The organism is Enterobacter cloacae complex sp. FDA-CDC-AR_0132 (genome assembly GCF_003010695.1).
Taxonomy (GTDB): domain Bacteria; phylum Pseudomonadota; class Gammaproteobacteria; order Enterobacterales; family Enterobacteriaceae; genus Enterobacter; species Enterobacter ludwigii.
On the sequence record NZ_CP027618.1, the window covers coordinates 458,698 to 485,656 of the forward strand.

General features: G+C 53.4%; 18 protein-coding genes, 1 tRNA gene and 3 rRNA genes. 8 read left to right on the forward strand and 14 right to left on the reverse strand.

Features of this window, described 5'->3' with window-relative positions; all coding sequences use genetic code 11:
* Nucleotides 1-13: 13 nt before the first annotated feature.
* The 5 genes from lepA to rpoE all read right to left on the reverse strand — a co-directional run bounded on the left by lepA (nucleotide 14) and on the right by rpoE (nucleotide 4,682).
* Nucleotides 14-1,813 carry a translation elongation factor 4 gene (gene lepA, locus AM379_RS02145; RefSeq protein ID WP_014171216.1) on the reverse strand — a complete coding sequence of 600 codons (1,800 nt, stop codon included), beginning with the start codon at nucleotides 1,811-1,813 and terminating at the stop codon, nucleotides 14-16.
* Nucleotides 1,814-1,998: 185 nt separating this feature from the next.
* Complete coding sequence (gene rseC, locus AM379_RS02150) at nucleotides 1,999-2,475, reverse strand: SoxR-reducing system protein RseC (RefSeq protein ID WP_014171217.1); 477 nt, start codon at nucleotides 2,473-2,475, stop codon at nucleotides 1,999-2,001.
* Nucleotides 2,472-3,425: a sigma-E factor regulatory protein RseB gene (gene rseB / locus AM379_RS02155; RefSeq protein WP_014171218.1), complete on the reverse strand. Its 954-nt coding sequence runs from the start codon at nucleotides 3,423-3,425 to the stop codon at nucleotides 2,472-2,474. The genes rseC and rseB overlap by 4 nt, the downstream gene beginning before the upstream one ends.
* Complete coding sequence (gene rseA / locus AM379_RS02160) at nucleotides 3,425-4,075, reverse strand: anti-sigma-E factor RseA (RefSeq protein WP_025203448.1); 651 nt, start codon at nucleotides 4,073-4,075, stop codon at nucleotides 3,425-3,427. Before rseA ends, rseB begins: the two co-directional genes overlap by 1 nt.
* A gap of 31 nt (nucleotides 4,076-4,106) precedes the next feature.
* A complete protein-coding gene (gene rpoE / locus AM379_RS02165; protein WP_006176728.1) occupies nucleotides 4,107-4,682 on the reverse strand; it encodes an RNA polymerase sigma factor RpoE in 576 nt (191 codons plus the stop codon).
* A 424-nt stretch (nucleotides 4,683-5,106) separates the two neighbouring features.
* Between rpoE and nadB the strand changes: the two genes are divergently transcribed.
* Entirely contained in the window at nucleotides 5,107-6,726 is a 1,620-nt protein-coding gene (gene nadB, locus AM379_RS02170) for an L-aspartate oxidase (RefSeq protein ID WP_020883000.1), read from the forward strand.
* Here nadB and trmN read toward each other — a convergent pair.
* Nucleotides 6,711-7,448 (reverse strand): tRNA(1)(Val) (adenine(37)-N(6))-methyltransferase TrmN, encoded by a 738-nt coding sequence (trmN, locus tag AM379_RS02175; RefSeq protein ID WP_106503408.1) that lies wholly within the window; start codon nucleotides 7,446-7,448, stop codon nucleotides 6,711-6,713. The genes nadB and trmN overlap by 16 nt on opposite strands.
* Nucleotides 7,449-7,580: 132 nt before the next feature.
* Between trmN and srmB the strand changes: the two genes are divergently transcribed.
* A complete protein-coding gene (srmB, locus tag AM379_RS02180; protein ID WP_020882998.1) occupies nucleotides 7,581-8,909 on the forward strand; it encodes an ATP-dependent RNA helicase SrmB in 1,329 nt (442 codons plus the stop codon).
* 52 nt (nucleotides 8,910-8,961) lie between these two features.
* On the opposite strand, the gene grcA is transcribed toward srmB, so the two are convergent.
* On the reverse strand, nucleotides 8,962-9,345 hold the full coding sequence (grcA, locus tag AM379_RS02185) for an autonomous glycyl radical cofactor GrcA (protein WP_013098327.1): 384 nt from the start codon (nucleotides 9,343-9,345) through the stop codon (nucleotides 8,962-8,964).
* 314 nt (nucleotides 9,346-9,659) lie between these two features.
* On the opposite strand from grcA, the gene ung reads away from it, so the two are divergent.
* The gene (ung, locus tag AM379_RS02190; RefSeq protein ID WP_073396262.1) at nucleotides 9,660-10,349 is read left to right on the forward strand and encodes a uracil-DNA glycosylase; all 690 of its coding nucleotides are present in this window, start codon (nucleotides 9,660-9,662) and stop codon (nucleotides 10,347-10,349) included.
* Between the two features lie 45 nt (nucleotides 10,350-10,394).
* Here the strand turns inward: ung and AM379_RS02195 are convergent, their stop codons facing one another.
* On the reverse strand, nucleotides 10,395-11,480 hold the full coding sequence (locus AM379_RS02195) for a tRNA/rRNA methyltransferase (RefSeq protein WP_106503409.1): 1,086 nt from the start codon (nucleotides 11,478-11,480) through the stop codon (nucleotides 10,395-10,397).
* Between the two features lie 204 nt (nucleotides 11,481-11,684).
* Between AM379_RS02195 and trxC the strand changes: the two genes are divergently transcribed.
* From trxC to AM379_RS02225, 5 genes are all read left to right on the forward strand, one after another.
* On the forward strand, nucleotides 11,685-12,104 hold the full coding sequence (gene trxC / locus AM379_RS02205) for a thioredoxin TrxC (protein WP_014171226.1): 420 nt from the start codon (nucleotides 11,685-11,687) through the stop codon (nucleotides 12,102-12,104).
* 69 nt (nucleotides 12,105-12,173) lie between these two features.
* A complete protein-coding gene (gene tapT / locus AM379_RS02210) occupies nucleotides 12,174-12,872 on the forward strand; it encodes a tRNA-uridine aminocarboxypropyltransferase (protein WP_047743101.1) in 699 nt (232 codons plus the stop codon).
* Nucleotides 12,873-12,907: 35 nt separating this feature from the next.
* Nucleotides 12,908-15,571 (forward strand): bifunctional acetate--CoA ligase family protein/GNAT family N-acetyltransferase, encoded by a 2,664-nt coding sequence (locus AM379_RS02215; protein WP_063924699.1) that lies wholly within the window; start codon nucleotides 12,908-12,910, stop codon nucleotides 15,569-15,571.
* Between the two features lie 110 nt (nucleotides 15,572-15,681).
* The gene (pssA, locus tag AM379_RS02220) at nucleotides 15,682-17,037 is read left to right on the forward strand and encodes a CDP-diacylglycerol--serine O-phosphatidyltransferase (RefSeq protein ID WP_044858135.1); all 1,356 of its coding nucleotides are present in this window, start codon (nucleotides 15,682-15,684) and stop codon (nucleotides 17,035-17,037) included.
* A gap of 44 nt (nucleotides 17,038-17,081) precedes the next feature.
* Complete coding sequence (locus AM379_RS02225) at nucleotides 17,082-17,405, forward strand: YfiM family lipoprotein (RefSeq protein ID WP_014171230.1); 324 nt, start codon at nucleotides 17,082-17,084, stop codon at nucleotides 17,403-17,405.
* Here the strand turns inward: AM379_RS02225 and AM379_RS02230 are convergent.
* From AM379_RS02230 to clpB, 6 genes are all read right to left on the reverse strand, one after another.
* Nucleotides 17,402-18,697, reverse strand: coding sequence for an MFS transporter (locus tag AM379_RS02230; protein WP_106503410.1), 1,296 nt, complete (start codon nucleotides 18,695-18,697; stop codon nucleotides 17,402-17,404). The genes AM379_RS02225 and AM379_RS02230 overlap by 4 nt on opposite strands.
* A 255-nt stretch (nucleotides 18,698-18,952) precedes the next feature.
* Nucleotides 18,953-19,068, reverse strand: a 5S ribosomal RNA gene (gene rrf / locus AM379_RS02235).
* A gap of 64 nt (nucleotides 19,069-19,132) precedes the next feature.
* Nucleotides 19,133-22,039: ribosomal RNA gene (locus AM379_RS02240) — 23S ribosomal RNA — on the reverse strand.
* 192 nt (nucleotides 22,040-22,231) lie between these two features.
* Nucleotides 22,232-22,307, reverse strand: a tRNA-Glu gene (locus AM379_RS02245).
* 85 nt (nucleotides 22,308-22,392) lie between these two features.
* A 16S ribosomal RNA gene (locus tag AM379_RS02250) occupies nucleotides 22,393-23,932 on the reverse strand.
* The 16S, 23S and 5S rRNA genes sit together here with 1 tRNA gene alongside, the layout of an rRNA operon.
* Before the next feature lie 427 nt (nucleotides 23,933-24,359).
* Nucleotides 24,360-26,933 carry an ATP-dependent chaperone ClpB gene (clpB, locus tag AM379_RS02255; protein WP_020883924.1) on the reverse strand — a complete coding sequence of 858 codons (2,574 nt, stop codon included), beginning with the start codon at nucleotides 26,931-26,933 and terminating at the stop codon, nucleotides 24,360-24,362.
* Nucleotides 26,934-26,959 lie beyond the last annotated feature (26 nt).

Below are 26,959 nucleotides of genomic sequence, written 5' to 3' on the forward strand. Positions count from 1 at the left end.
CAACTCCTTAGGGTTATTTGCCGTCTTTACCAACATGAAGGATGGCAAGGAATGCTTCCTGCGGCAGTTCGACGTTACCGACCTGCTTCATACGCTTCTTACCTTCTTTCTGTTTCTGCAGCAGCTTTTTCTTACGGCTGACGTCACCGCCGTAGCATTTAGCCAGAACGTTTTTACGCAGCTGTTTCACAGTAGAACGGGCAATAATGTGGTTACCGATGGCGGCCTGAATCGCGATATCAAACTGCTGACGCGGGATCAGCTCTTTCATCTTCTCAACCAGCTCACGGCCACGGTATGGCGCATTGTCGTTGTGAGTGATCAGTGCCAGCGCATCTACACGCTCGCCGTTGATCAGCACGTCCACACGCACCATATTAGACGCCTGGAAGCGTTTGAAGTTGTAATCCAGTGATGCATAGCCACGAGAGGTAGACTTCAGACGATCAAAGAAGTCGAGGACCACTTCCGCCATAGGGATTTCGTACGTCAGCGCAACCTGATTACCGTGGTAAACCATGTTGGTCTGTACGCCACGCTTCTCAATACACAGCGTAATAACGTTACCCAGGAACTCTTGCGGCAGCAGCATATGACACTCTGCAATGGGCTCGCGCAGTTCTTCGATATTGTTCAGCGGTGGCAGCTTGGACGGGCTATCGACGTAGACGATCTCTTTGTTGGTGGTCTGCACTTCGTACACAACGGTCGGTGCCGTGGTGATCAGATCCAGATCGTATTCACGCTCCAGACGCTCCTGGATGATCTCCATGTGCAGCAGACCAAGGAAGCCGCAGCGGAAGCCGAAGCCCAGCGCCGTGGAGCTTTCTGGTTCATAGAACAGGGAAGCATCGTTGAGGCTCAGCTTGCCGAGCGCATCACGGAAGTTTTCATAGTCGTCAGAGCTGACCGGGAACAGACCCGCGTAAACCTGCGGTTTAACCTTTTTAAAGCCTGGCAGCGCTTTGTCTGCCGGGTTACGTGCACCGGTTAGGGTATCGCCCACTGGCGCGCCGAGGATGTCTTTAATGGCGCAGACCAACCAGCCTACTTCGCCACATTTCAGCTCGGTACGGTCAACTTGTTTTGGCGTGAAGATACCCAGACGGTCAGCGTTGTAAACCTGACCAGTACTCATTACCTTGATTTTGTCGCCTTTACGCATGGTGCCGTTTTTAATACGCACCAGTGAGACAACGCCCAGGTAGTTATCAAACCAGGAGTCGATGATCAGCGCCTGCAGCGGGGCATCCGGGTCACCTTCTGGTGCCGGGATATCACGCACCAGGCGTTCCAGCACGTCGGTCACGCCCACGCCCGTTTTAGCGGAGCAGCGCACCGCATCGGTCGCGTCGATGCCGACAATATCTTCAATCTCTTCCGCTACGCGCTCAGGATCGGCAGCTGGCAGGTCAATTTTGTTCAGAACCGGCACAACCTCGAGATCCATTTCCATCGCGGTGTAGCAGTTTGCCAGAGTCTGGGCTTCAACGCCCTGCCCGGCATCCACAACCAGCAGCGCGCCTTCACAGGCCGCCAGCGAGCGTGAAACTTCATAGGAGAAGTCAACGTGGCCTGGGGTGTCGATAAAGTTCAGCTGGTAGATTTCGCCATCAGCCGCTTTGTAATCAAGCGTAACGCTCTGCGCTTTGATGGTGATACCGCGTTCGCGTTCCAGGTCCATGGAGTCCAGAACCTGGGCTTCCATTTCACGATCAGACAGGCCACCGCAAATCTGGATAATACGGTCAGACAGCGTCGACTTACCGTGGTCAATGTGAGCAATGATCGAAAAGTTACGTATGTTCTTCATATAGTTAAATAATTATGCCTTACGAATTCCTGGAGGCCGCTGTTCTTAGCCTGACGTTTTTCAGTGCGAAAACGCCGCATTCTACACTACATCCCCGTTACCTGGAAATGTACTTAGCGCCAGGTATAGCGTGAAGAAATGACGTTTTCTGTTTTAGGACGAAAAAAAGGACAAAGCCCGATGGATCACCGGGCCTCAGAAGAGAGCGTCTCAACACGAAGCTGGTCGGGTGCTAGCCCAACGCTGAGAATAACAGGCTGCCACTCTTCGCGTGCGGCAAGCTTCGGGGAAAGAGCTTTGGCCAGCCAGAATCCCCCTACGCCGCCCAATGCAGCACCACACATGGCGGCCACATCGGTACCAAACAGCATCTGAAATACGCCGCCCATAACAAACAGCCCCACCAGCGGAGAGAGATAAACCAGCATGGCGGACGTGAGCAGGCTACCTTCTGCAATTCCCAGCTCCACCTTTTGCCCCACCATCAGCGGCCGATCGCTTGGCACGGAAATGGTATGCGAGGTTTGCGGCCCGAGCTTATTCAGCACGCGGCTACCGCAACCGGCTCTGGAAGCACAGCTATTGCATGAGGCCTTAACATCACAACTCACCAGCGCAATGCCATTCTGCCACGATACGACCGTAGCCCACTCTTTAATCATTGTGCAGCCCTGAATTTAATGCTGTCGGAAATACGCTTCGCCGTTTGTGGTGGTAATTCACCCACAATGGTGATCTCTGCGTTATCGCGAACCGTGGTGCTGACCGTCCTGCGTCCGGTACGAAGCATTTGTTCAGAACTGTTTGCCGATGCGCGGTTAATGTTCACCGAGAAACTGAACAAACCATCGGAATAAAGACGCGATTCAACCGGTGTTTCAATGGTTGGCAGTTGACGACGGCTGCTGGAGACTTCGCTAAACCCTTGCGGGATCCAGGAAGGAACCCAGTTGAAGTTGACGGAATCACCCGCCGGTACCGAAAGCAGCGGCGGCAGGCTGGCTTTCGCCAGATTCTGCATACTATTACCCACCTGATTGTTCACGCTAAAGGAGATAACGCGGAACTGCTCCAGCGTTTCACCATCACGGTCAAGTAGGTCTACACGCATTGGCAGCTTGGTTTCGGCGTCAATCCAGACGATATAGCTGTAGCGCGTTCCGTCACGGGCAACAACGCGGATTACTTCGCACAGTCTGTCCGCAATGCGCGTACGCCCTACCGAAATGAAATCATAGTAAGGCGCAAGACGTTTGAAGTCGGTGTAGATAAGCGATGGCAGAGAATCGACGATATAATCGCCATTCAGCGTGAAAGGCTCCAGACCGGGTTCGAAATAACTGATTTCGTTACCACGCTGGACAACTTCCCGACGCGGGCCATCCATCTGTAAAAGCTGGGCGAGCGGCTGGTTATCAAGACGGGCATGGCGGTATCGTAACGACTCGACGCCCTGCTTATTGATACTGATAAATGCCAACTCGTAATTGAGTGACTGGCTGGCCAGATTCATTTGCTGCAACAACGCCCCGGATGAAACATCAGCCGAGGCGTTGGCAGAGAAGAACAGGCTACCCGCCATCAGAGACATGGCGAACCAAAGTTGCTTCATTACTGCGATTGCGTTCCTAAAGTTTGGTTTCCGGGCACCTGCACAGCCGCTTGCTGGGTTTGTGCCTGCTCAAACTGAAGCTGTTCAGAGTGCAGACGACGCTGCAACTCGTAATCCTGCAACATCGCATTAATGCGACGGCGTTGCTCCTGAACCTGCTGTTGCTGGCCGCCGCTGGCGGATGCATCAGCCGGAACACCCAAACTTACCGGGCTGGCTTTGCCCATCATCGGCAGTGTGTTGAACACTGGCGCTTCTGGCTGCTGATTAGTTTCAGACTGAGTATTATAGTGCTGGACGCCAACGATAACTGCAAGCGATACGCATGCAGCCACACCCATTTGGGTGAGCTGGCTGGCCCACGGACGCACCTTGTGCCAGAACGGCATTTTCTGCCACTGGTGAGGCGCAGGTTGAGCTTCAGGAATCAGCGGAGTGGTCTGACGGACAGGCTCATTTTCAATGGCCGCCATCACGCGAGCTGAGATATCGAAATGGAGAACCTCGCCGGTGTCACCGCGAAGGGTGTCACGAATGAGATGGTAACTCTCCCAGGTCTCTTGCATTTCGGGAGAATGAGACAGCTCGTTGAGCAGCTCACTATCCAGCGTTTCACCATCCATTAAAGCGGAAAGTTTTTCTTTCTGCATGCCTAATACCTTTTCCAGTATCCCGCTATCGTCAACGCCTGATAAGCGGTTGAACTTTATTATCAATTGCTTCTCGCGCACGGAAAATACGTGAACGTACCGTGCCGACCGGACAATCCATGATGGCGGCTATCTCTTCATAGCTCAGACCATCCAACTCCCGTAACGTAATTGCCATGCGTAAATCTTCCGGGAGCGACTCGATCGTGCGAAAAACGATTTGTCTCAGTTCTTCTGACAACATTAAGTTCTCAGGGTTCGAAATTTCTTTCAGCGCACCGCCACTTTCGAAGTTTTCGGCGTCGATTGCGTCCACATCACTTGAAGGCGGACGGCGGCCCTGAGCGACCAGATAATTCTTTGCCGTATTGACCGCAATACGGTACAGCCAGGTATAAAAAGCACTATCTCCCCGGAATGAATCCAGCGCGCGATAGGCCTTAATAAAAGACTCTTGTACTACATCAGGCACATCGCCTGACGGTACATAGCGGGAAACCAGGCTCGCCACCTTATGCTGGTAGCGCACCACCAGTAAGTTAAAGGCTTTCTGATCTCCCTTCTGGACCCGTTCAACCAGGACCTGGTCCGTTAACTGCTCGCTCATCCGAGGTAATGTCTCCCCAAACCTAAATTCCACGCGTTATCGAAACGCCACTCTTAAAAAACCGCACTTTGAGCAAGCACCGAATTAGAGTGTCTGATCTTCAATAAGTTCCGTAACGCCTTTGTTTTTGTTCATCGCGCCGCAGACTGTTCATTTTCTCTCATTATAAGTCTGTTCACGATACGCACCACTTTATGACAAGAAACATCTCTTTTCCCGCCAGAAGAGTAACGCAACCCAGTCTTTATTTCACCACAAAATCTGACGCTAACGATCTGCTTCGCAAAATATTTTCTTTCTTTTACGTGGTTTTAATCCTCCGCCTCGAGTTTAGCGGTTACAACTCACATCAAATAAAACGTGCGATATCTCGCATTCGGATGCTATTCTGACCAAACACTGTTTAGTAAATTAAACAAAAATCATGAACACAACACCTGAACTGCATTGTGATGTACTGATCATCGGTAGCGGCGCTGCCGGTCTCTCCCTGGCACTGCGTCTGGCCGAACATCAGAGCGTTATCGTTCTGAGCAAAGGGCCAATAAGTGAAGGTTCTACGTTTTATGCCCAGGGCGGTATTGCCGCCGTGTTTGATGAGACAGACAGCATTGCGTCGCATGTCGACGATACGCTGATTGCCGGGGCCGGGATCGTGGATGCACATGCCGCAGAGTTTGTGGCCAGTAATGCCCGTCATTGCGTGCAGTGGTTGATCGATCAGGGCGTATTATTTGATACACAGGTGCAGCCAAACGGTGAAGAGAGCTACCACCTGACCCGCGAAGGCGGGCATAGCCACCGCCGTATCCTGCATGCCGCAGACGCTACCGGTAAAGAAGTCGAAACCACGCTGGTCAGCAAAGCCCTCAGCCATCCTAACATTCGGGTCCTTGAGCGCAGCAATGCCGTTGACCTGATTATTTCCGACAAGATTGGCCTTCCGGGTACGCGTCGTGTCGTGGGTGCCTGGGTCTGGAATCGCAATAAAGAAAAGGTTGAGACCTGTCAGGCGAAGGCCGTGGTACTGGCGACTGGCGGTGCATCCAAAGTGTATCAGTATACAACCAACCCCGATATTGCCTCCGGAGACGGGATCGCCATGGCCTGGCGCGCCGGTTGTCGCGTGGCAAACCTTGAATTCAACCAGTTTCACCCGACCGCCCTGTTCCATCCTCAGGCGCGTAATTTCCTGCTGACGGAAGCCCTGCGCGGTGAAGGCGCATACCTGAAACGCCCTGACGGCTCCCGCTTTATGCCGGACTTTGACCCCAGAGGCGAGCTGGCACCGCGTGATATCGTTGCCCGCGCCATCGACCATGAAATGAAGCGTCTTGGCGTGGACTGCATGTATCTGGACATCAGCCATAAGCCGGCAGAGTTTATCCGCCAGCATTTCCCGATGATCTACGAAAAGCTGCTGGGTCTGGGGATTGATTTAACCCGCGATTCGGTGCCCATCGTGCCTGCCGCCCACTATACCTGCGGGGGCGTAATGGTTGACGATCATGGTCGCACCGATGTGGATGGCCTGTATGCTATCGGTGAAGTAAGTTATACCGGGCTTCATGGCGCGAACCGGATGGCGTCGAACTCACTGCTGGAGTGTCTGGTTTACGGCTGGTCTGCCGCGGAAGATATCACGAAGCGCATGCCTTACGCCCGTCAGACAGAAAATCTGCCTGCCTGGGATGAAAGCCGCGTGGAGAACCCGGATGAGCTGGTCGTTATTCAGCATAACTGGCACGAACTGCGGCTGTTTATGTGGGACTACGTCGGGATTGTGCGGACCACGAAACGTCTTGAACGCGCATTACGCCGTATCACGATGCTGCAGCAGGAAATCGATGAATATTATGCCAATTTCCGCGTATCCAATAATCTGCTGGAGCTGCGCAATCTGGTTCAGGTTGCCGAATTGATTGTTCGCTGCGCGATGATGCGCAAAGAGAGCCGCGGTTTGCACTATACCCTCGACTACCCCGATCAGTTGGCCGAGTCCGGCCCGTCGATCCTCTCCCCGCAGGTTCACATAAACAGATAAAACGCCTGGGTCAGAGCGGTGTAATCTTCGGAATAACGCTGGTCTGGCCCACGGATCACCATTCGGTCGTTAAAGCATTCACCTTCTTTGGGTGAGAGCGCCAGCAGCACGCGGTGCGGCAATCGCCCTTCGGTATCTGCAATATCGGTGCGTAAACGTAATTTCCAGCCAATCTCTTGCGCTATACCAATAAACGCATTGCCGGTGCTTTCTGGCAGAACCACGCAGAAAAACCCCTCTTCTGAAATAAGCTCTGCGGCACTGATCAGCATCGCCTTATGGTCGAGGGAGCCGGTATAACGGGCCTGTTCACGCTCAGGCGTTCCGCACTCAACTCCGGGCGCGTAGTAGGGAGGATTGCTGACAATCAGGTCGTAACGCGCGGTTTGCTCCGGCGTCCAGTCGAGCACATCTGCACATTCAACGTTAATCCGGGCGGCCCACGGAGATTCAGCCGCATTTTCACTCGCCTGCTCTGCCGCCTGCGCATCCAGCTCCACCGCATCTATGGTGACATGCGCTTCGGTACGTTGCGCCAGCATCAGCGCCAACAGCCCGCTGCCCGTCCCAATATCCAGAATACGCTTTACACCTGCGACAGGTGCCCAGGCACCCAGTAAAATACCGTCTGTACCGACTTTCATGGCACAGCGATCGTGAGCGACAAAAAATTGTTTAAACGTAAAACCATCGCGGCGCAACTGCGCTTTGAGTTGAGACATGTCAGGGCAACCTTCTAAGTGAAACTGGAGTAGCATAGGGGAAAGCGAAGTGGCCGCAAAGCGATATCCATACAAACAGATGAAGATTACAGCCGTAACGTCTATAATCAGCGCCCCACACAGAGGTAGAACATGACTGTAACGACTTTTTCCGAACTTGAACTCGATGAAAGCCTGCTCAATGCACTTGAGAGCAAAGGCTTTACACGCCCGACCGCCATTCAGGCAGCGGCCATTCCGCCTGCGCTTGAGGGCCGCGATGTGCTCGGTTCTGCGCCAACCGGCACGGGGAAGACAGCAGCTTACTTGCTGCCTGTGTTGCAGCATCTGCTCGATTTTCCACGTAAAAAATCAGGCCCGCCGCGTATTTTGATTCTGACGCCGACGCGCGAGCTGGCGATGCAGGTTGCCGATCACGCCCGCGAGCTGGCGGCCAATACCCATCTGGATATCGCCACGATCACTGGCGGCGTTGCGTATATGAACCACGCCGAAGTGTTCAGCGAAAATCAGGACATCGTCGTTGCGACGACCGGTCGCCTGCTGCAGTACATTAAAGAAGAGAACTTCGACTGCCGCGCGGTAGAAACATTGATTCTGGATGAAGCTGACCGCATGCTGGACATGGGCTTCGCGCAGGATATCGAACATATCGCGGGTGAGACACGCTGGCGTAACCAGACGATGCTGTTCTCTGCCACCCTTGAAGGGGACGCGATCAAAGACTTCGCAGAGCGCCTGCTGGAAGATCCGGTGGAAGTTTCCGCGACGCCGTCCACGCGCGAACGCAAGAAGATCCACCAGTGGTATTACCGTGCAGATAACCTTGAACACAAGGTTGAGTTACTTAAGCACCTGCTGAAGCAGGACGATGCCACCCGTACTATCGTCTTTGTGCGTAAGCGCGAGCGTGTGCATGAACTGGCTGAAATGCTGCGTAATGCCGGAATCAATAACTGCTATCTCGAAGGCGAGATGGCGCAGGTTAAGCGTACCGAAGGGATTAAACGTCTGACTGATGGTCGCGTGAACGTGCTGGTCGCAACAGACGTTGCTGCACGCGGGATCGACATTCCGGACGTCAGTCACGTCATTAACTTCGATATGCCACGCAGCGGCGACACCTATCTGCACCGCATTGGCCGTACCGGTCGTGCCGGACGCAAAGGTATCGCGATCTCTCTGGTCGAAGCGCATGACTACCTGCTGCTGCAGAAAATTGGCCGCTACGTTGATGAGCCACTGAAAGCACGCGTTATTGATGAGCTTCGCCCGACCACACGTGCACCGAGTGAAAAAATGACGGGCAAACCGTCTAAAAAAGCGCTCGCAAAACGTGCTGAGAAAAAAGAGAAAGAAAAAGAGAAGCCGCGCGTGAAGCAGCGCCACCGCGATACCAAGAATATTGGTAAGCGCCGTAAACCAAGCTCTGCCGCACCAGAGACGAAAACTGAAGAGTAAAAAAAGCCGGGGAAAACCCCGGCTTTTTTATTCCACCCCCGAGACTGAAACCTTACAGGCTTTCAGTAAAGGTACGCGCAATAACGTCGCGCTGCTGTTCCGGGGTCAGAGAGTTAAAACGTACTGCATAACCTGATACACGAATGGTCAGCTGTGGGTATTTTTCCGGGTGCTTAACCGCATCTTCCAGCGTTTCACGGCGCAGCACGTTCACGTTCAGGTGCTGACCACCTTCAACGCGCACTTCCGGTTTTACTTCCATTGGGATTTCACGGTATTCGATTTCGCCCAGTTTGTTCACCGGAACGATTTCATCTTCAGCAAAACCCGCTTTCGCTACTACACAGCGCGCTTCATTTTTCTCGCTGTCCAGCAGCCAGAAAGAGTTGAGCAGGTCGTCATTTGCAGCTTTAGTAATCTGGATACCTGTAATCATGTGTTGCCTCCCTTAGGCTACATTAACTGGTGTCGGCCTTGCGCGGCCAATTGGTAAAACCATTGTTTCTTGTGTGTATATATATCACTCGCACCCCGGTCATTTATTGATTTAAATCAACAAAAACACCAACCACACAAAGAGTGTGGTTTGATTTTATTGTTCCAGATCAATTTCATTGCTTTGCCAGCTCAACTCCTTTCGCATCTATTCAAAATAAATTGAATGACTTACGGTGATTTTATGCCTGGGATTTTGCACCCCGGGTTTTAGCGGTTAAGCTAGGCGCAGAATGTGATTCGCAGGAGAGCGAGATGACGACACCGTTGACCTGGCACGATGTGCTGGCAGAAGAGAAACAGCAGCCCTATTTTATTAACACCCTCAGCACCGTTGCGGCAGAGCGGCAGTCTGGCCAGACGATTTATCCGCCACAAAAAGATGTTTTCAACGCGTTTCGCTATACCGAACTCAGCGATGTGAAAGTTGTTATCCTCGGTCAGGATCCTTACCACGGACCGGGACAGGCTCACGGGCTTGCTTTCTCTGTACGTCCTGGGGTTGCTATCCCCCCTTCGCTTCTGAACATGTACAAAGAACTCGAAAAGACCGTGCCCGGGTTTACCCGGCCCACTCATGGTTATCTGGAAAGCTGGGCGCGCCAGGGCGTGCTGTTACTGAATACGGTACTCACCGTACGTGCCGGTCAGGCACATTCTCACGCCAGCCTGGGCTGGGAAACCTTTACCGATAAAGTCATCAGCCTTATCAACCAGCATCGTGAAGGGGTGGTGTTTTTACTGTGGGGTTCCCACGCGCAGAAGAAAGGGGCGATTATCGACAGGCAGCGTCATCATGTCCTGAAGGCACCGCATCCGTCACCGCTGTCAGCGCATCGTGGTTTCTTTGGTTGTAATCATTTTGTTCTGGCGAACGAGTGGCTGGAAAAACGTGGCGAAACGCCAATTGACTGGATGCCAGTGTTACCGGCTGAGAGTGAGTAACGCAGCGGATGTGCCCGTTTTAGCGGGCACATCCGACGCACAGTCTTATGCTTTATTCTGGCGCCACCATTCCGCCAGCAGTACGCCAGTCGCAACGGAAACGTTCAGACTTTCAACATTGCCTGTACCGTCGATAGAGACGCTCAGATCCGCGCTGGAAAGCGCAGCATCCGACAGGCCATCACGCTCCTGACCCAGCACCAGCACCATTTTACGCGGCAGTGTCGCTTTAAACAGCGGCGTAGCGGCATGGCTGGAGGTCGTGACGATGGCATATCCCGCATTACGGAACTGCTCAATGGCATCCAGAACGCTGTCGCCGGTGATCGGCTGAACATGCTCTGCCCCGCCCTCTGCGGTACGGATCGCGGCACCCGATTCCAGCAGCGCGGCATCCTGTAACAGCACGCCTTTCACGCCAAAGTGCGCGCAGCTACGCATCATTGCACCCAGATTATGCGGGTTGCCCACATCTTCAAGCGCCAGCACGCAGTCATCGGCTTCCGCCTGGCTAACCCACTGCTGTACGGTAGTCCCGTTACGTTTTTTGATCAGGAAGCACACGCCACCGTGGTGTTCAGTGCCTGATGCTTTCGTCAGCTCAGCGTCATCCACTACATGGTAGGCTTTACGGTTTGCCGCCATCCAGCGCAGCGCTTCTTTAAAGCGCGGGGTTACGCTCTGGATAAACCATGCGCGAACGATGCACTCAGGACGGCTCTGGAACAGCGCCTGGCAGGCGTTCTCGCCATAGACTCGGGTCTCTTCTGCACGCTGACGGCGCAGCACTTCCGGGTCAATAAAGCTTTTCCCGCTGATACCGCCGTGATCGGCTTTTTCAGGCGCCTCATCACCAGGGGCGCGAGAAACGGTACGCCAGGGGGATGAACCCTCGCGCGAGAAATCATCGCGTTTGCGATCGTCACGCATGCGGTCATCACGTTTGCGGTCATCACCGCGGTTATTTCTGTCATCGCGGGCGGGGCGACGGCCACCGTCTGCACGAGAAGACGCCGGACGCCCGCCACCTTTTCCGGTACGCGGATTTTGGGTGCGTTTATCAGAGTCATCATCACTGCGGACATACATCACTTTGACCTTGCCGCTTTTGTTTTTCATTTCGTCGTTCATGCTTTTCTCCACCAGCGCTGCGCGAAGCGCGCAGATTACCCGATGTGCAAGCTCATAGCCATAAATTCGTACAAAAGCCTGTGACTATTGTTCTCATTGAATAAAACGCATTGTCGTTTCAAACAGGCTGAATGATAATATGTAACATATTAGAAACATTATCGGCATTCTGCCGCTGTCCCACGGCTCTTTCAGAGGTTAGTTATGAATACCGTATGTGCCAACTGTCAGGCTCTTAATCGCATTCCGGACGATCGGATTGAAGATGGTGCGAAATGCGGGCGTTGTGGCCATGAACTGTTTGATGGCGATGTTATCAACGCTACGGGTGCTACGCTGGACAAACTCCTCAAGGACGATCTTCCGGTGGTTGTCGATTTTTGGGCACCGTGGTGTGGTCCGTGCCGTAGCTTCGCGCCAGTCTTCGAAGATGTTGCCGAAGAACGTAGCGGCAAAATGCGTTTTGTTAAGGTCAATACCGAAGCAGAACGTGAGCTGAGCGCACGCTTTCGCATTCGCAGCATCCCAACCATCATGATTTTCAAAAATGGTGAAGTGATCGACATGCTTAACGGTGCCGTTCCTAAAGCACCGTTTGATAGCTGGTTAAACGAATCGCTGTAACATTAACGGGGCGCATCTTGTGCCCCGTTCCTTCCTCTGCGAAAATAGGGTTTTTCCTGCACTTCGCCCATGACTGATAACGCTGTTCTTCAACTGCGCGCCGCACGCCTGGCCCGCGCGACTCGCCCTTTTCTTGCCCGCGGCAATCGTGTTCGCCGCTGTCAGCGTTGTCTGCTGCCGCTAAAAGTTTGTCTGTGCGAGACCCTTGCGCCGAGCACGGCGAAGAGTCGTTTTTGCCTGGTCATGTTCGATACCGAACCAATGAAACCCAGCAATACCGGACGCCTTATTGCCGACATTCTGCCGGATACCGCGGCATTTCAGTGGTCACGCACGGAACCGCCTCAAGCCCTGCTCGACTTAGTAGCAAACCCGGACTATCAGCCAATGGTCGTATTTCCGGCCTCGTATGCTGGCGAAGATCGCCAGGTGCTTTCGGCACCGCCATCAGGTAAACCGCCGCTGTTTATTATGCTGGACGGAACCTGGACCGAAGCGCGAAAAATGTTCCGCAAAAGTCCTTATCTCGATTCATTGCCGGTGATTTCGGTCGACCTTTCACGCGTCTCGGCCTACCGCCTGCGAGAAGCGCATGCTGACGGGCAATACTGTACCGCTGAAGTGGCGATTGCCCTTCTGGATTTAGCGGGAGATACCGTCGCGGCAGGTGCGCTGGGGAGCCATTTCTCCTGCTTTCGTGAACGTTACCTGGCAGGAAAAACCGTTCATAAGGGCAGCGTCACAGCAACTGAGACAGAAAACGTTTAAAATCATCAGGTCGCTTGCATTCACAGGAGGCCTGCATGAGCCAGCGAGGGTTAGAAGCGCTACTTCGTCCTAAATCCATTGCCGTTATCGGCGCATCAATGAAACCGGATCGCGCAGGCTATCTGATGATGCGTAACCTGCTGGCCGGCGGATTTAATGGCCCCGTCATGCCCGTGACGCCTGCCTATAAGGCTGTTCAGGGGGTGCTGGCATGGCCGGACGTGCAGAGCCTGCCTTTCATACCGGACCTTGCCATCCTGTGTACAAATGCGAAACGTAATCCAGCCCTGCTGGAGTCGCTCGGCAGGAAAGGATGTAAAACCTGCATTATTCTCTCGTCTCCGCCCGAACAGCAGCCGGAGCTTCTGGCATGCGCCAGTCGCTACCAGATGCGCATTCTTGGGCCAAACAGTCTGGGCCTGCTCGCCCCGTGGCAAGGGCTGAATGCCAGCTTCTCCCCGGTCCCTATCCGCCAAGGCAAACTCGCATTTATTTCGCAATCGGCTGCGGTATCGAACACGATCCTCGACTGGGCGCAACAGCGTGAGATGGGGTTTTCCTACTTCATTGCTCTGGGTGACAGCCTGGACATCGACGTTGATGAACTGCTCGATTTTCTGGCTCGCGACAGCAAAACCAGCGCCATTCTTCTTTATCTTGAGCACCTGAGCGACGCCCGTCGTTTTGTATCAGCTTCCCGTAGCGCGTCCCGTAACAAACCGATTCTGGTGATCAAAAGCGGGCGTAGCCCCGCCGCCCAGCGTCTGCTGCAGTCGCATTCCGGCATGGATCCCGCCTGGGATGCCGCGATTCAACGCGCAGGTTTGTTACGGGTTCAGGATACACACGAGCTTTTTTCCGCCGTCGAGACGTTAAGCCATATGCGTCCATTACGCGGTGAGAAGTTAATGATTGTCAGTAATGGCGCGGCTCCTGCCGCACTTGCACTGGATGAACTGTGGCTGCGCAATGGCAAGCTGGCCACCCTGGGTGAGGAGACGCTACAACGCCTGAAAGAGGCGCTGCCGGCAAGCGTTAGCCCAGGCAATCCCCTCGATTTACGCGATGACGCAAGTAGCGATCACTATATCAGGGCGATCTCCCTTTTACTGGATAGCCAGGATTTCGACGCGCTGATGATTATTCACTCCCCCAGCGCGGTCGCTCCCGGGAGTGAAAGCGCGCGCGCACTGATTGACGCCGTCCGGAACCATCCTCGTGGAAAATATGTCACCCTGCTGACCAACTGGTGCGGTGAGTTCTCTTCCCAGGAGGCACGACGCCTGTTCAGTGAAGCCGGTCTGCCCACCTACCGCACTCCGGAAGGCACGATTACGGCGTTTATGCATATGGTTGAGTATCGCCGCAACCAGAAGCAGCTCCGTGAAACCCCGGCTTTACCGGGTAACCTGACGGCGAACACCGCCGATGTTCATCGGCTTTTACAGCAGGCTATCGAAGAGGGAGCCACCTCGCTTGATACGCACGAAGTGCAGCCGATTCTGGGCAGTTACGGGATGCAAACCCTGCCCACCTGGATTGCCGGCGACAGCGCCGAAGCCGTGCATATTGCCGAACAAATTGGCTATCCCGTTGCCCTCAAGCTTCGCTCACCGGATATCCCGCATAAGTCTGATGTCCAGGGAGTGATGTTATACCTGCGGACTGCGACCGAGGTACAGCAAGCCGCTGATGCCATATTCGACCGGGTCAAAATGGCCTGGCCTCAGGCGCGGATCCACGGGCTGCTGGTGCAAAGCATGGCTAATCGCGCGGGCGCTCAGGAGCTGCGCGTGGTGGTTGAATACGATCCTGTCTTTGGCCCGCTTATCATGCTGGGGGAAGGCGGCGTCGAGTGGCGTCCTGAGGAGCAGGCGGTCGTGGCTTTGCCACCACTGAACATGAACCTGGCGCGCTATCTGATCATTCAGGCCATCAAAAGCAAAAAAATCCGGGGCCGAAGCGCGCTGCGCCCTCTTGATATTGCCGGGTTGAGTCAGTTCCTGGTGCAGGTGTCTAACCTGATTGTTGATTGCGCGGAGATCCAGCGGCTGGACATCCACCCGCTGCTCGCCTCCGGCAGTGAGTTTACGGCCCTGGACGTCACGCTGGATATCGCGCCTTTCGAGGGTGACAGAGAGAGCCGCCTTGCGATCCGCCCGTATCCTCTGCAACTGGAGGAGTGGGTGGAGATGAAAAACGGAGAGCGCGCGTTGTTCCGCCCTATCCTGCCGGAAGATGAACCGCAGCTGCGCACGTTCATCTCTCAGGTAACGAAAGAGGATCTTTACTATCGCTATTTTAGCGAAATCAACGAATTTACCCACGATGATTTAGCCAATATGACCCAGATCGACTACGATCGAGAAATGGCATTTGTCGCCGTTCGTCGTTCCGATAAGGGCGATGAGATCCTCGGCGTTACGCGTGCTATTTCCGACCCGGATAATGTTGATGCGGAGTTTGCTGTGCTGGTGCGCTCCGATCTGAAAGGGTTGGGTCTGGGGCGACGGCTGCTGGAAAAACTCATCAGTTATACGCGAGATCACGGATTGTTACGCCTCAATGGCATTACTATGCCTAACAATCGCGGTATGGTGACCCTGGCGCGAAAACTTGGATTTGACGTTGATATTCAGCTGGACGAAGGTATTGTGGCCTTATCCCTGAGCCTGATATCAGCGGATAAAGCCGAGTAAGCTACTGGAAATGTTACCCACTTTGGACGGGACTGGTGGTATCATTGTCCGCTTATGTTGTTTGCATGGTACAGACAACCCTTCAATGAACAGAGAAGAAACGCACTGTGATGTTGTCAAAATTTAAGCGTAATAAACATCAACAACACCTTGCTCAACTACCGAAGATTTCTCAGTCAGTTGATGATGTAGAGTTCTTTTACGCTCCCGCCCATTTTCGGGAGACGCTTCTGGAAAAGATTGCCAGTGCCACGCGTCGCATTTGCATTGTGGCCCTGTATCTTGAACAAGATGAAGGTGGGCGCGCGATCTTAAATGCGCTCTATGAAGCCAAGCGTCAACGTCCGGAACTGGATGTTCGCGTGCTGGTCGACTGGCACCGCGCTCAGCGTGGCCGTATAGGCGCTGCTGCTTCAAACACCAATGCTGACTGGTATTGCCGCACGGCGCAGGAAAATCCTGGCGTCGATGTGCCCGTTTACGGCGTACCTGTAAATACCCGAGAAGCGCTCGGCGTCCTTCATTTCAAAGGGTTCATCATTGATGATAGCGTGCTGTACAGCGGCGCGAGCCTGAATGATGTTTACCTTCATCAGCTCGATAAATATCGATATGACCGTTACCATCTGGTTCGTAATCCCCAGATGGCGGATATCATGTTTAACTGGGTTGATAAGAACTTAGTACAGGGTCGCGGCGTAAATCGTCTTGACGATCCACACCGTCCTAAAAGCCCGGAAATTAAAAATGATATCCGCGCGTTCCGCCAGGAACTGCGTGATGCGGTCTACCATTTCCAGGGCGATGCCAATAACGAAGAGCTATCCGTTACACCGCTGGTGGGGTTAGGCAAATCAAGCCTGCTGAACAAAACGATTTTCCACCTGATGCCGTGTGCGGAGCAGAAACTCATCATCTGCACCCCTTACTTCAACCTTCCCGCCGTGCTGGTGCGTAATATCATTCAGCTGCTGCGTGATGGTAAAAAAGTTGAAATTATCGTCGGTGACAAAACGGCTAACGACTTCTTTATTCCTGAAGATCAACCGTTCAAGATTATCGGTGCCCTCCCTTATCTCTATGAGATTAACCTGCGCCGTTTCCTGAGCCGTTTACAGTATTACGTTAACACTGACCAGCTGGTCGTGCGTCTGTGGAAAGATGAAGACAACAGTTATCATCTGAAAGGGATGTGGGTCGACGATGAATGGATGCTGCTTACGGGCAATAACCTCAACCCTCGCGCCTGGCGTCTGGATCTCGAAAATGCCATCCTGATCCATGACCCGAAACATGAGTTAGCGACCAGTCGTGAACGTGAGCTCGAGCTTATTCGCACGCATACCACTGTGGTTCAGCATTACCGTGAACTGCAGAGCATTGCCGATTACCCGGTGAAAGTCCGCAAGCTTATTCGTCGCCTGCGTCGAATCCGTATTGACAGACTTATCAGCCGTATTCTGTGATGTCCGGGCCCTGTCAGCGACAGGGCTTTTTTTGGAGTCCGCTAATGCGTATTCTTCTCTTGCTGAGTGCTCTCTTTCTCAGTGGCTGTAGCCACATGGCTAACGATAGCTGGTCCGGGCAGGATAAAGCGCAACACTTTCTCGCCTCCGCGATGTTGTCCGCTGCCGGTAATGAGTATGCACAACATCAGGGGTACAGTCGGGATCGTAGTGCGGCAATCGGCCTGATGTTCTCTGTAAGCCTTGGGGCTTCAAAAGAACTGTGGGATAGCCGCCCCGCGGGGAGCGGCTGGAGCTGGAAAGACTTTGCCTGGGACGTAGCCGGTGCCACGACCGGCTATGCCGTGTGGCAGATGGCTCGCTATTAGAGACGAATACCTTTACCCTTTCGATGCAGCATCAGGGAGACAATAAAGGCCAGTGCCCCCATCACCGTCACGTACCAGAAGAAGGTTGTTTCCGTTCCCCATGATTTAAGCGACAGCGCGACGTACTCCGCAGAGCCACCGAACAGCGCATTGGCGACCGCATAAGAAAGCCCTACCCCCAAAGCGCGTACCTGTGCCGGGAACATCTCAGCCTTCAGGATCCCACTGATCGATGTGTAAAAACTGACAATGACCATCGCCAGCATGACCAGACCAAAGGCGGCATACGGTGAGGAAACGTGCTGAAGCGCAGTTAAAATAGGAACAGTACATAACGCGGACATGCCGCCAAAAATCAGCATTGACGTGCGACGCCCTATTTTATCGGAGAGCGCGCCAATAAGTGGCTGAATCAGCATAAAGACGAACAACGCGGCGGTCATGATAGCGCTGGCGACGTTGGCGTGCATGCCCGTGGTGTTCACCAGATATTTTTGCATGTAGGTGGTGAAGGTGTAAAAGCTGAGAGAACCGCCCGCGGTGAACCCGAGAACCATCAGGAAAGCTTTGCGGTTACGCCACAGCCCTTTAAACGACCCCGCCTCCTTCAGCGCCCGGACCTCTTTTTGCGAAGTTTCATCCAACTGACGACGCAACCAGAGTGCGACGACCGCCAGTACAGCACCCATCGCGAAAGGAATTCGCCATCCCCACTCATGAAGCTGGCTGTCGGTAAGGACCTGCTGCAGAATAACCACCACCAGAATGGCCAGAAGCTGGCCACCAATAAGCGTGACGTACTGGAAAGAGGCGTAAAATCCTTTCCGGCCCTCAAGGGCAATTTCACTCATGTAAGTGGCGCTGGTACCGTATTCTCCTCCAACAGAAAGCCCCTGGAACAAACGAGCCAGTAGCAAAAGAGCCGGCGCCCATGTCCCGATAGCGTCATAACCGGGAAGACAGGCGATCACCAGCGAGCCAAAGCACATCATGCAGACCGAAATCAGCATGGATGCCTTACGTCCTCGACGGTCTGCGATCCGTCCAAACAACCATCCACCAATGGGGCGCATTAAGAAGCCCGCAGCAAATACGCCAGCCGTTTGCAGAAGCTGTGTGGTGGTGTTTCCGGACGGGAAGAAGATATGTGCGAAGTAAAGTGAACAGAATGAGTAGACGTAAAAGTCGAACCATTCCACCAGGTTCCCTGAAGAGGCACTGACGATTGCCCATACCCTTCTACGGGAATCACTGGCAGCCAGCGTCCCGTTCGATGCTATGCTTTCTGTCATTGTGATTATGCTCCTGCCATAAAAACGGCATGCTGAGTCCTGAGAACTCACGATCTTGTAAAGCAAATGTTATTATTTTGTTATAAATAACATTGAGAGTAAGATCACATTTTCTGTTAGCAAGGTAAGTTATAGGATAAAGACTAAGGGTCGTTGGCTGGTGTGGCGGTGTACAGTCTGATGCCGTCTCCGGCGGCGGGAAAGAACCAAAGCAAAAAACCCCGCACCATACGGTACGGGGTTCTTTTAATTGATGCCTGGCAGTTCCCTACTCTCACATGGGGAGACCCCACACTACCATCGGCGCTACGGCGTTTCACTTCTGAGTTCGGCATGGGGTCAGGTGGGACCACCGCGCTAAAGCCGCCAGGCAAATTCTGTAATCTGTATCAGCTGAAAATCGTCTCTCTCACGCCAAAACAGCTTCGGCGTTGTAAGGTTAAGCCTCACGGTTCATTAGTATCGGTTAGCTCAACGCATCGCTGCGCTTACACACCCGACCTATCAACGTCGTAGTCTTCAACGTTCCTTCAGGAGACTTAAAGTCTCAGGGAGAACTCATCTCGGGGCAAGTTTCGTGCTTAGATGCTTTCAGCACTTATCTCTTCCGCATTTAGCTACCGGGCAGTGCCATTGGCATGACAACCCGAACACCAGTGATGCGTCCACTCCGGTCCTCTCGTACTAGGAGCAGCCCCCCTCAATTCTCCAGCGCCCACGGCAGATAGGGACCGAACTGTCTCACGACGTTCTAAACCCAGCTCGCGTACCACTTTAAATGGCGAACAGCCATACCCTTGGGACCTACTTCAGCCCCAGGATGTGATGAGCCGACATCGAGGTGCCAAACACCGCCGTCGATATGAACTCTTGGGCGGTATCAGCCTGTTATCCCCGGAGTACCTTTTATCCGTTGAGCGATGGCCCTTCCATTCAGAACCACCGGATCACTATGACCTGCTTTCGCACCTGCTCGAGCCGTCACTCTCGCAGTCAAGCTAGCTTATGCCATTGCACTAACCTCCTGATGTCCGACCAGGATTAGCTAACCTTCGTGCTCCTCCGTTACTCTTTGGGAGGAGACCGCCCCAGTCAAACTACCCACCAGACACTGTCCGCAACCCGGATCACGGGTCTACGTTAGAACACCAGCCATTAAAGGGTGGTATTTCAAGGTTGGCTCCACGCAGACTGGCGTCCACGCTTCAAAGCCTCCCACCTATCCTACACATCAAGGACCAGTGTTCAGTGTCAAGCTATAGTAAAGGTTCACGGGGTCTTTCCGTCTTGCCGCGGGTACACTGCATCTTCACAGCGAGTTCAATTTCACTGAGTCTCGGGTGGAGACAGCCTGGCCATCATTACGCCATTCGTGCAGGTCGGAACTTACCCGACAAGGAATTTCGCTACCTTAGGACCGTTATAGTTACGGCCGCCGTTTACCGGGGCTTCGATCAAGAGCTTCGCGTTGCCGCTAACCCCATCAATTAACCTTCCGGCACCGGGCAGGCGTCACACCGTATACGTCCACTTTCGTGTTTGCACAGTGCTGTGTTTTTAATAAACAGTTGCAGCCAGCTGGTATCTTCGACTGATTTCAGCTCCATCCGCAGGGACTTCACCTACATATCAGCGTGCCTTCTCCCGAAGTTACGGCACCATTTTGCCTAGTTCCTTCACCCGAGTTCTCTCAAGCGCCTTGGTATTCTCTACCTGACCACCTGTGTCGGTTTGGGGTACGATTTGATGTTACCTGATGCTTAGAGGCTTTTCCTGGAAGCAGGGCATTTGTTACTTCAGCACCGTAGTGCCTCGTCATCACACCTCAGCGTTAACAAGGAACCGGATTTACCTGGAACCTCCGCCTACATGCTTAAACCGGGACAACCGTCGCCCGGCTAACATAGCCTTCTCCGTCCCCCCTTCGCAGTAACACCAAGTACAGGAATATTAACCTGTTTCCCATCGACTACGCCTTTCGGCCTCGCCTTAGGGGTCGACTCACCCTGCCCCGATTAACGTTGGACAGGAACCCTTGGTCTTCCGGCGAGCGGGCTTTTCACCCGCTTTATCGTTACTTATGTCAGCATTCGCACTTCTGATACCTCCAGCACCCCTCACAGGACACCTTCAACGGCTTACAGAACGCTCCCCTACCCAACAACGCATAAGCGTCGCTGCCGCAGCTTCGGTGCATGGTTTAGCCCCGTTACATCTTCCGCGCAGGCCGACTCGACCAGTGAGCTATTACGCTTTCTTTAAATGATGGCTGCTTCTAAGCCAACATCCTGGCTGTCTGTGCCTTCCCACATCGTTTCCCACTTAACCATGACTTTGGGACCTTAGCTGGCGGTCTGGGTTGTTTCCCTCTTCACGACGGACGTTAGCACCCGCCGTGTGTCTCCCGTGATAACATTCTTCGGTATTCGTAGTTTGCATCGGGTTGGTAAGCCGGGATGGCCCCCTAGCCGAAACAGTGCTCTACCCCCGAAGATGAGTTCACGAGGCGCTACCTAAATAGCTTTCGGGGAGAACCAGCTATCTCCCGGTTTGATTGGCCTTTCACCCCCAGCCACAAGTCATCCGCTAATTTTTCAACATTAGTCGGTTCGGTCCTCCAGTTAGTGTTACCCAACCTTCAACCTGCCCATGGCTAGATCACCGGGTTTCGGGTCTATACCCTGCAACTTAACGCCCAGTTAAGACTCGGTTTCCCTTCGGCTCCCCTATACGGTTAACCTTGCTACAGAATATAAGTCGCTGACCCATTATACAAAAGGTACGCAGTCACCCCATAAAAGAGGCTCCCACTGCTTGTACGTACACGGTTTCAGGTTCTTTTTCACTCCCCTCGCCGGGGTTCTTTTCGCCTTTCCCTCACGGTACTGGTTCACTATCGGTCAGTCAGGAGTATTTAGCCTTGGAGGATGGTCCCCCCATATTCAGACAGGATACCACGTGTCCCGCCCTACTCTTCGAGTTCACAACCTGTGTGCTTTCGTGTACGGGACTGTCACCCTGTACCGTGCGACTTTCCAGACGCTTCCACTAACACACAAGCTGATTCAGACTCTGGGCTGCTCCCCGTTCGCTCGCCGCTACTGGGGGAATCTCGGTTGATTTCTTTTCCTCGGGGTACTTAGATGTTTCAGTTCCCCCGGTTCGCCTCGTTAACCTATGTATTCAGTTAACGATAGTGTGTCGGAACACACTGGGTTTCCCCATTCGGACATCGCCGGGTCAAAGGTTCATATCACCTCGCCGGCGCTTTTCGCAGATTAGCACGTCCTTCATCGCCTCTGACTGCCAGGGCATCCACCGTGTACGCTTAGTCGCTTAACCTCACAACCCGAAGATGTTTCTTTCGATTCATCACCGGCTTGCGAAAATTTGAGAGACTCGAACACACATAACATGTGTGTCGTTTCAATTTTCAGCTTGATCCAGATTTTTAAAGAGCAAATATCTCAAACGTCACCCGAAGATGAGTTTTGAGATATGTCGGCAGGTGACTTTCACTCACGAACCAGCAAGTGGCGTCCCCTAGGGGATTCGAACCCCTGTTACCGCCGTGAAAGGGCGGTGTCCTGGGCCTCTAGACGAAGGGGACACTGAAGTCTCAATCGCAAGACGCCTTGCTATTTACTTTTCATCAGACAATCTGTGTGAGCACTACAAAGGCAGGTTCTTTAAGGTAAGGAGGTGATCCAACCGCAGGTTCCCCTACGGTTACCTTGTTACGACTTCACCCCAGTCATGAATCACAAAGTGGTAAGCGCCCTCCCGAAGGTTAAGCTACCTACTTCTTTTGCAACCCACTCCCATGGTGTGACGGGCGGTGTGTACAAGGCCCGGGAACGTATTCACCGTAGCATTCTGATCTACGATTACTAGCGATTCCGACTTCATGGAGTCGAGTTGCAGACTCCAATCCGGACTACGACGCACTTTATGAGGTCCGCTTGCTCTCGCGAGTTCGCTTCTCTTTGTATGCGCCATTGTAGCACGTGTGTAGCCCTACTCGTAAGGGCCATGATGACTTGACGTCATCCCCACCTTCCTCCAGTTTATCACTGGCAGTCTCCTTTGAGTTCCCGGCCGGACCGCTGGCAACAAAGGATAAGGGTTGCGCTCGTTGCGGGACTTAACCCAACATTTCACAACACGAGCTGACGACAGCCATGCAGCACCTGTCTCAGAGTTCCCGAAGGCACCAAAGCATCTCTGCTAAGTTCTCTGGATGTCAAGAGTAGGTAAGGTTCTTCGCGTTGCATCGAATTAAACCACATGCTCCACCGCTTGTGCGGGCCCCCGTCAATTCATTTGAGTTTTAACCTTGCGGCCGTACTCCCCAGGCGGTCGACTTAACGCGTTAGCTCCGGAAGCCACGCCTCAAGGGCACAACCTCCAAGTCGACATCGTTTACGGCGTGGACTACCAGGGTATCTAATCCTGTTTGCTCCCCACGCTTTCGCACCTGAGCGTCAGTCTTTGTCCAGGGGGCCGCCTTCGCCACCGGTATTCCTCCAGATCTCTACGCATTTCACCGCTACACCTGGAATTCTACCCCCCTCTACAAGACTCTAGCCTGCCAGTTTCGAATGCAGTTCCCAGGTTGAGCCCGGGGATTTCACATCCGACTTGACAGACCGCCTGCGTGCGCTTTACGCCCAGTAATTCCGATTAACGCTTGCACCCTCCGTATTACCGCGGCTGCTGGCACGGAGTTAGCCGGTGCTTCTTCTGCGGGTAACGTCAATTGCTGTGGTTATTAACCACAACACCTTCCTCCCCGCTGAAAGTACTTTACAACCCGAAGGCCTTCTTCATACACGCGGCATGGCTGCATCAGGCTTGCGCCCATTGTGCAATATTCCCCACTGCTGCCTCCCGTAGGAGTCTGGACCGTGTCTCAGTTCCAGTGTGGCTGGTCATCCTCTCAGACCAGCTAGGGATCGTCGCCTAGGTGAGCCATTACCCCACCTACTAGCTAATCCCATCTGGGCACATCTGATGGCAAGAGGCCCGAAGGTCCCCCTCTTTGGTCTTGCGACGTTATGCGGTATTAGCTACCGTTTCCAGTAGTTATCCCCCTCCATCAGGCAGTTTCCCAGACATTACTCACCCGTCCGCCACTCGTCACCCGAGAGCAAGCTCTCTGTGCTACCGTTCGACTTGCATGTGTTAGGCCTGCCGCCAGCGTTCAATCTGAGCCATGATCAAACTCTTCAATTTAAGTTTGATGCTCGTGAATTAAACTTCGTAATGAATTACGTATGTTCACTCAGAGACTTGGTATTCATTTTTCGTCCGAGGACGTTAAGAATCCATGTCACTTTGAGTGCCCACACAGATTGTCTGATAAATTGTTAAAGAGCAGTGCCGCTTCGTTTTCGCTGCGGCGCGGGGTGTGCATATTACGCTTTCCCGCTTCAGAGTCAAGCATTTATTTTCGCTTATCTCTGCTGACCCGGCGGCGTGTGTGCCGTTGTTCCGTGTCAGTGGAGGCGCATTATAGGGGGTAATTCTGAAGCTGCAAGGATAAAGTGAAAATTATTTACTGACTGCTCACTTTCCAGGCAATTTGCATCCCACACCTCAATTCTGGCCTGGTTTTTAAACAAAAACGAGCCGCAAGCGGCCCGTTTTTGCGTTTTGTGACTTACTGCACTGCCACAATTTTGTCGTCGTTGGCTTCCAGACGGATAACTTTGCCCGGAATCAGCTCCCCGGAGAGTATCTGCTGCGCCAGTGGGTTTTCGATCTGTTGCTGGATTGCGCGTTTCAGCGGACGCGCCCCATAAACCGGATCGTACCCATTTGCGCTCAAGAGCCTCAGCGCATCATCGGAGATGTGAATTTCATATCCACGCTCTTCAAGACGTTTATACAGACGCTGCAGCTGAATCTGCGCAATCGACGCAATATGTTTCTCACCCAGAGGATGGAACACTACCACTTCATCAATACGGTTAATGAACTCTGGACGGAAGCTATGGCTTACCACGCCCATCACCAGATCCTTCATATGGCCGTAGTCCAGTTCACCGAAACGTTCCTGAATCAAATCGGAACCCAGGTTCGAGGTCATGATCACTACCGTGTTACGGAAGTCGACCGTTCTCCCCTGTCCGTCAGTCAGCCGTCCATCGTCAAGAACCTGCAGCAGAATGTTGAACACATCCGGATGCGCTTTTTCCACTTCATCCAGCAGGATGACGGAATAAGGACGACGGCGCACCGCTTCTGTCAGGTAGCCACCTTCTTCATAACCCACATATCCTGGAGGCGCACCAACCAGTCGCGAAACGGAGTGTTTCTCCATAAACTCGGACATATCGATACGCACCATCGCATCATCGCTGTCAAACATGAAGTTAGCCAGCGCCTTACACAGTTCGGTTTTACCGACCCCCGTAGGCCCCAGGAACAGGAACGAACCGATCGGACGATTAGGGTCAGACAACCCTGCACGGCTACGGCGAATGGCATTAGAGACCGCTTCAACCGCCTCGTTCTGACCAATCACGCGCTGATGCAGATCCTGCTCCATGCGCAGCAGTTTGTCACGTTCGCTTTCCATCATGCGCGCAACCGGAATACCGGTCCAGCGAGCCAGCACTTCAGCGATCTCCTCATCCGTTACTTTGTTTCGTAACAGACGCATCGTTTTGCCTTCCGACTGCGTGGCGATCTCAAGCTGTTTCTCAAGCTCAGGAATTTTGCCGTACTGCAGTTCAGACATTCGCGCCAGGTCACCCACACGACGCGCTTGCTCAATGGCAATTTTCGCCTGTTCCAGTTCAGCTTTAATTGTCTGAGTACCCGAGAGTGATGCTTTCTCCGCTTTCCACTCTTCTTCCAGCTCAGAGTACTGACGCTCTTTATCGTCCAGTTCTTCGTTGAGCATATCCAGCCGTTTCTTACTGGCTTCATCAGACTCTTTCTTCAGTGCCTGCTGTTCCAGTTTGAGCTGGATGATGCGACGGTCGAGCCTGTCCAGCTCTTCCGGTTTCGAGTCAATCTGCATACGAATGCTCGAGGCCGCTTCATCAATAAGGTCGATTGCTTTATCGGGCAACTGACGGTCAGCGATATAACGATGCGAAAGCGTGGCCGCTGCAACAATCGCCGGGTCAGTAATCTGCACATGGTGGTGCAGTTCATAACGTTCTTTCAGCCCACGCAAAATCGCGATGGTATCTTCAACGCTAGGCTCAGCAACAAACACTTTCTGGAAACGACGCTCCAGCGCAGCATCTTTTTCGATGTACTGACGGTACTCATCCAGCGTGGTAGCCCCTACACAGTGAAGTTCCCCACGTGCCAGGGCTGGTTTCAGCATATTACCGGCATCCATCGCGCCGTCCGCTTTACCTGCGCCGACCATGGTGTGCAGTTCGTCAATAAACAGAATGACGTTGCCTTCCTGTTTCGCCAGGTCGTTAAGCACGCCTTTCAGACGCTCTTCGAACTCACCGCGGTATTTCGCCCCGGCCACCAGCGCACCCATGTCGAGCGCCAGTACACGACGACCTTTCAGCCCTTCCGGCACTTCACCGTTCACAATGCGCTGCGCCAGACCTTCGACGATGGCGGTTTTACCGACCCCCGGCTCACCAATCAGCACCGGGTTGTTTTTGGTACGACGCTGCAGTACCTGGATAGTACGGCGAATCTCTTCATCACGGCCGATCACCGGGTCAAGCTTGCCCTGCTCGGCACGCTCGGTCAGGTCGACCGTAAATTTTTTCAAAGCCTGACGTTGGTCTTCGGCTCCCTGATCGTTCACGCTTTCACCTCCGCGCATTTTCTCAATCGCCTGAGTCACATTGGCGGTGGTTGCGCCGGCAGATTTCAGCAGGTCGGTCAAGGTACCGCGTGATTCAAGCGCCGCCAGAACGAAAAGTTCTGACGAAATAAAGTTGTCCCCACGTTTTTGCGCCAGCTTGTCGCAAAGATTCAGCACACGCACCAGATCCTGAGACGGCTGAACGTCGCCACCGGTACCTTCTACCTGGGGTAAACGGCTCAGAGCCTGATCGATGGCGGTGCGTAACTGGCCAGCATTAATGCCGGCAGACGTTAATAACGGACGTACCGATCCCCCTTCCTGATTCAGCAAGGCGCTCATTAAATGAAGAGGTTCGATGAATTGGTTGTCGTGCCCCAGTGCAAGGGACTGGGCATCGGCGAGAGCAAGCTGGAATTTATTAGTAAGACGATCCAGACGCATAACTCCTCCCATAACAGGTCAAATTT

Excerpts from the sequence above, each read along its gene's own strand:
- lepA (WP_014171216.1), bottom strand. The coding sequence starts at position 1,813 with ATGAAGAACATACGTAACTTTTCGATCATTGCTCACATTGACCACGGT.
- rseC (WP_014171217.1), bottom strand. The coding sequence starts at position 2,475 with ATGATTAAAGAGTGGGCTACGGTCGTATCGTGGCAGAATGGCATTGCG.
- rseB (WP_014171218.1), bottom strand. The coding sequence starts at position 3,425 with ATGAAGCAACTTTGGTTCGCCATGTCTCTGATGGCGGGTAGCCTGTTC.
- rseA (WP_025203448.1), bottom strand. The coding sequence starts at position 4,075 with ATGCAGAAAGAAAAACTTTCCGCTTTAATGGATGGTGAAACGCTGGAT.
- rpoE (WP_006176728.1), bottom strand. The coding sequence starts at position 4,682 with ATGAGCGAGCAGTTAACGGACCAGGTCCTGGTTGAACGGGTCCAGAAG.
- nadB (WP_020883000.1), top strand. The coding sequence starts at position 5,107 with ATGAACACAACACCTGAACTGCATTGTGATGTACTGATCATCGGTAGC.
- trmN (WP_106503408.1), bottom strand. The coding sequence starts at position 7,448 with ATGTCTCAACTCAAAGCGCAGTTGCGCCGCGATGGTTTTACGTTTAAA.
- srmB (WP_020882998.1), top strand. The coding sequence starts at position 7,581 with ATGACTGTAACGACTTTTTCCGAACTTGAACTCGATGAAAGCCTGCTC.
- grcA (WP_013098327.1), bottom strand. The coding sequence starts at position 9,345 with ATGATTACAGGTATCCAGATTACTAAAGCTGCAAATGACGACCTGCTC.
- ung (WP_073396262.1), top strand. The coding sequence starts at position 9,660 with ATGACGACACCGTTGACCTGGCACGATGTGCTGGCAGAAGAGAAACAG.
- AM379_RS02195 (WP_106503409.1), bottom strand. The coding sequence starts at position 11,480 with ATGAACGACGAAATGAAAAACAAAAGCGGCAAGGTCAAAGTGATGTAT.
- trxC (WP_014171226.1), top strand. The coding sequence starts at position 11,685 with ATGAATACCGTATGTGCCAACTGTCAGGCTCTTAATCGCATTCCGGAC.
- tapT (WP_047743101.1), top strand. The coding sequence starts at position 12,174 with ATGACTGATAACGCTGTTCTTCAACTGCGCGCCGCACGCCTGGCCCGC.
- AM379_RS02215 (WP_063924699.1), top strand. The coding sequence starts at position 12,908 with ATGAGCCAGCGAGGGTTAGAAGCGCTACTTCGTCCTAAATCCATTGCC.
- pssA (WP_044858135.1), top strand. The coding sequence starts at position 15,682 with ATGTTGTCAAAATTTAAGCGTAATAAACATCAACAACACCTTGCTCAA.
- AM379_RS02225 (WP_014171230.1), top strand. The coding sequence starts at position 17,082 with ATGCGTATTCTTCTCTTGCTGAGTGCTCTCTTTCTCAGTGGCTGTAGC.
- AM379_RS02230 (WP_106503410.1), bottom strand. The coding sequence starts at position 18,697 with ATGACAGAAAGCATAGCATCGAACGGGACGCTGGCTGCCAGTGATTCC.
- clpB (WP_020883924.1), bottom strand. The coding sequence starts at position 26,933 with ATGCGTCTGGATCGTCTTACTAATAAATTCCAGCTTGCTCTCGCCGAT.